We start from the raw sequence: 5,105 nt of genomic DNA, 5'->3' as shown, positions 1-5,105 counted from the left end.
GTGTATCGCAGGGTTGAAAAAAGTAAAAAAAGTTTCAAAAAAGTGTTGACATAGGTAAACAGCTGTGATATACTAATATAGTTGTCGCTTGAGAGAGATTGAGTGACAAAGACCTTTGAAAACTGAACAAGACGAACCAATGTGCAGGGCACTACAACTGAAGTTGTAGTACTGAACAATGAAAAAACAATAAATCTGTCAGTGACAGAAATGAGTGAGAACTCAAACTTTTAATGAGAGTTTGATCCTGGCTCAGGACGAACGCTGGCGGCGTGCCTAATACATGCAAGTAGAACGCTGAAGGAGGAGCTTGCTTCTCTGGATGAGTTGCGAACGGGTGAGTAACGCGTAGGTAACCTGCCTGGTAGCGGGGGATAACTATTGGAAACGATAGCTAATACCGCATAATAGCAGTTATTGCATGATAACTGTTTGAAAGGTGCAATTGCACCACTACCAGATGGACCTGCGTTGTATTAGCTAGTTGGTGAGGTAACGGCTCACCAAGGCGACGATACATAGCCGACCTGAGAGGGTGATCGGCCACACTGGGACTGAGACACGGCCCAGACTCCTACGGGAGGCAGCAGTAGGGAATCTTCGGCAATGGACGGAAGTCTGACCGAGCAACGCCGCGTGAGTGAAGAAGGTTTTCGGATCGTAAAGCTCTGTTGTAAGAGAAGAACGAGTGTGAGAGTGGAAAGTTCACACTGTGACGGTATCTTACCAGAAAGGGACGGCTAACTACGTGCCAGCAGCCGCGGTAATACGTAGGTCCCGAGCGTTGTCCGGATTTATTGGGCGTAAAGCGAGCGCAGGCGGTTAGATAAGTCTGAAGTTAAAGGCTGTGGCTTAACCATAGTACGCTTTGGAAACTGTTTAACTTGAGTGCAAGAGGGGAGAGTGGAATTCCATGTGTAGCGGTGAAATGCGTAGATATATGGAGGAACACCGGTGGCGAAAGCGGCTCTCTGGCTTGTAACTGACGCTGAGGCTCGAAAGCGTGGGGAGCAAACAGGATTAGATACCCTGGTAGTCCACGCCGTAAACGATGAGTGCTAGGTGTTAGACCCTTTCCGGGGTTTAGTGCCGTAGCTAACGCATTAAGCACTCCGCCTGGGGAGTACGACCGCAAGGTTGAAACTCAAAGGAATTGACGGGGGCCCGCACAAGCGGTGGAGCATGTGGTTTAATTCGAAGCAACGCGAAGAACCTTACCAGGTCTTGACATCCCTCTGACCACTCTAGAGATAGAGTTTTCCTTCGGGACAGAGGTGACAGGTGGTGCATGGTTGTCGTCAGCTCGTGTCGTGAGATGTTGGGTTAAGTCCCGCAACGAGCGCAACCCCTATTGTTAGTTGCCATCATTCAGTTGGGCACTCTAGCGAGACTGCCGGTAATAAACCGGAGGAAGGTGGGGATGACGTCAAATCATCATGCCCCTTATGACCTGGGCTACACACGTGCTACAATGGCTGGTACAACGAGTCGCAAGCCGGTGACGGCAAGCTAATCTCTTAAAGCCAGTCTCAGTTCGGATTGTAGGCTGCAACTCGCCTACATGAAGTCGGAATCGCTAGTAATCGCGGATCAGCACGCCGCGGTGAATACGTTCCCGGGCCTTGTACACACCGCCCGTCACACCACGAGAGTTTGTAACACCCGAAGTCGGTGAGGTAACCGTAAGGAGCCAGCCGCCTAAGGTGGGATAGATGATTGGGGTGAAGTCGTAACAAGGTAGCCGTATCGGAAGGTGCGGCTGGATCACCTCCTTTCTAAGGATAAGGAACTGCACATTGGTCTTGTTTAGTCTTGAGAGGTCTTGTGGGGCCTTAGCTCAGCTGGGAGAGCGCCTGCTTTGCACGCAGGAGGTCAGCGGTTCGATCCCGCTAGGCTCCATTGGTGAGAGATCACCAAGTAATGCACATTGAAAATTGAATATCTATATCAAATAGTAACAAGAAAATAAACCGAAACGCTGTAGTATTAAAAGAGTTACTGACTGAAAGGTCAGAAAATAAGGTTAAGTTAATAAGGGCGCACGGTGGATGCCTTGGCACTAGGAGCCGAAGAAGGACGTGACAAACGACGATATGCCTTGGGTAGCTGTAAGTAAGCGATGATCCAGGGATTTCCGAATGGGGGAACCCAACAGGTACTACCTGTTACCCATATCTGTTAAGGATATGAGGAGGAAGACGCAGTGAACTGAAACATCTAAGTAGCTGCAGGAAGAGAAAGCAAAAGCGATTGCCTTAGTAGCGGCGAGCGAAACGGCAGGAGGGCAAACCGAAGAGTTTACTCTTCGGGGTTGTAGGACTGCAAAGTGGACTCAAAGATTATAGAAGAATGATTTGGGAAGATCAGCCAAAGAGAGTAATAGCCTCGTATTTAAAATAGTCTTTGTACCTAGCAGTATCCTGAGTACGGCGGGACACGAGAAATCCCGTCGGAATCTGGGAGGACCATCTCCCAACCCTAAATACTCCCTAGTGACCGATAGTGAACCAGTACCGTGAGGGAAAGGTGAAAAGCACCCCGGGAGGGGAGTGAAATAGAACCTGAAACCGTGTGCCTACAACAAGTTCGAGCCCGTTAATGGGTGAGAGCGTGCCTTTTGTAGAATGAACCGGCGAGTTACGATATGATGCGAGGTTAAGTTGGAGAGACGGAGCCGCAGGGAAACCGAGTCTGAATAGGGCGCACTAGTATCATGTCGTAGACCCGAAACCATGTGACCTACCCATGAGCAGGTTGAAGGTGCGGTAAGACGCACTGGAGGACCGAACCAGGGCACGTTGAAAAGTGCTTGGATGACTTGTGGGTAGCGGAGAAATTCCAAACGAACTTGGAGATAGCTGGTTCTCTCCGAAATAGCTTTAGGGCTAGCGTCGACATTAGAGATTCTTGGAGGTAGAGCACTGTTTGGGTGAGGGGTCCATCCCGGATTACCAATCTCAGATAAACTCCGAATGCCAAAGAATTATGGTCGGCAGTCAGACTGCGAGTGCTAAGATCCGTAGTCGAAAGGGAAACAGCCCAGACCACCAGCTAAGGTCCCAAAATAATTGTTAAGTGGAAAAGGATGTGGGGTTGCACAGACAACTAGGATGTTAGCTTAGAAGCAGCTATTCATTCAAAGAGTGCGTAATAGCTCACTAGTCGAGTGACCCTGCGCCGAAAATGTACCGGGGCTAAAACAATTTACCGAAGCTGTGGATACCTTTATAGGTATGGTAGGAGAGCGTTCTATGTGTGAAGAAGGTATACCGTGAGGAGTGCTGGAACGCATAGAAGTGAGAATGCCGGTATGAGTAGCGAAAGACAGGTGAGAATCCTGTCCACCGTAAGACTAAGGTTTCCAGGGGAAGGCTCGTCCGCCCTGGGTTAGTCGGGACCTAAGGAGAGACCGAAAGGTGTATCCGATGGACAACAGGTTGATATTCCTGTACTAGAGTATGTAGTGATGGAGGGACGCAGTAGGCTAACTAAAGCAGACGAATGGAAGTGTCTGTCTAAGCAGTGAGGTGTGAATTGAGTCAAATGCTTAATTCTATAACATTGAGCTGTGATGGGGAGCGAAGTTTAGTAGCGAAGTTAGTGACGTCACACTGCCAAGAAAAGCTTCTAGCGTTTAAACATACTCTACCCGTACCGCAAACCGACACAGGTAGTCGAGGCGAGTAGCCTCAGGTGAGCGAGAGAACTCTCGTTAAGGAACTCGGCAAAATGACCCCGTAACTTCGGGAGAAGGGGTGCTGACTTTAAGTCAGCCGCAGTGAATAGGCCCAAGCAACTGTTTATCAAAAACACAGCTCTCTGCTAAATCGTAAGATGATGTATAGGGGGTGACGCCTGCCCGGTGCTGGAAGGTTAAGAGGAGTGCTTAGGAGTAATCCGAAGGTATGAATTGAAGCCCCAGTAAACGGCGGCCGTAACTATAACGGTCCTAAGGTAGCGAAATTCCTTGTCGGGTAAGTTCCGACCCGCACGAAAGGCGTAATGATTTGGGCACTGTCTCAACGAGAGACTCGGTGAAATTTTAGTACCTGTGAAGATGCAGGTTACCCGCGACAGGACGGAAAGACCCCATGGAGCTTTACTGCAGTTTGATATTGAGTGTCTGTACCACATGTACAGGATAGGTAGGAGTCTATGAGATCGGGACGCCAGTTTCGAAGGAGACGTTGTTGGGATACTACCCTTGTGTTATGGCCACTCTAACCCAGATAGGTTATCCCTATCGGAGACAGTGTCTGACGGGCAGTTTGACTGGGGCGGTCGCCTCCTAAAAGGTAACGGAGGCGCCCAAAGGTTCCCTCAGAATGGTTGGAAATCATTCGCAGAGTGTAAAGGTATAAGGGAGCTTGACTGCGAGAGCTACAACTCGAGCAGGGACGAAAGTCGGGCTTAGTGATCCGGTGGTTCCGCATGGAAGGGCCATCGCTCAACGGATAAAAGCTACCCTGGGGATAACAGGCTTATCTCCCCCAAGAGTTCACATCGACGGGGAGGTTTGGCACCTCGATGTCGGCTCGTCGCATCCTGGGGCTGTAGTCGGTCCCAAGGGTTGGGCTGTTCGCCCATTAAAGCGGCACGCGAGCTGGGTTCAGAACGTCGTGAGACAGTTCGGTCCCTATCCGTCGCGGGCGTAGGAAATTTGAGAGGATCTGCTCCTAGTACGAGAGGACCAGAGTGGACTTACCGCTGGTGTACCAGTTGTCTTGCCAAAGGCATCGCTGGGTAGCTATGTAGGGAAGGGATAAACGCTGAAAGCATCTAAGTGTGAAACCCACCTCAAGATGAGATTTCCCATGATTTTATATCAGTAAGAGCCCTGAGAGATGATCAGGTAGATAGGTTAGAAGTGGAAGTGTGGCGACACATGTAGCGGACTAATACTAATAGCTCGAGGACTTATCCAAAGTAACTGAGGATACGAAGTGTAAGGTTTTCTTGGTATTTGATAGATATTCAATTTTGAGTAGGTATTACTCAGAGTTAAGTGACGATAGCCTAGGAGATACACCTGTACCCATGCCGAACACAGCAGTTAAGCCCTAGAACGCCGGAAGTAGTTGGGGGTTGCCCCCTGTGAGATATGG

General features: G+C 49.5%; 1 tRNA gene and 3 rRNA genes. All 4 read left to right on the top strand.

Annotated features, from left to right (window positions below):
• Window positions 1–229 precede the first annotated feature (229 nt).
• Window positions 230–1,775: ribosomal RNA gene (locus HMPREF9965_RS07335) — 16S ribosomal RNA — on the top strand.
• 51 nt (window positions 1,776–1,826) lie between these two features.
• Window positions 1,827–1,899: transfer RNA gene (locus HMPREF9965_RS07330), tRNA-Ala, on the top strand.
• A 122-nt stretch (window positions 1,900–2,021) separates the two neighbouring features.
• A 23S ribosomal RNA gene (locus HMPREF9965_RS07325) occupies window positions 2,022–4,925 on the top strand.
• A gap of 76 nt (window positions 4,926–5,001) precedes the next feature.
• Window positions 5,002–5,105: ribosomal RNA gene (gene rrf / locus HMPREF9965_RS07320) — 5S ribosomal RNA — on the top strand; the annotation flags it as partial.

This window comes from Streptococcus mitis bv. 2 str. SK95 (assembly GCF_000222705.1).
Classification (GTDB): Bacteria; Bacillota; Bacilli; order Lactobacillales; family Streptococcaceae; genus Streptococcus; species Streptococcus mitis_AY.
This window is presented reverse-complemented; position numbering and strand designations above follow the sequence as displayed.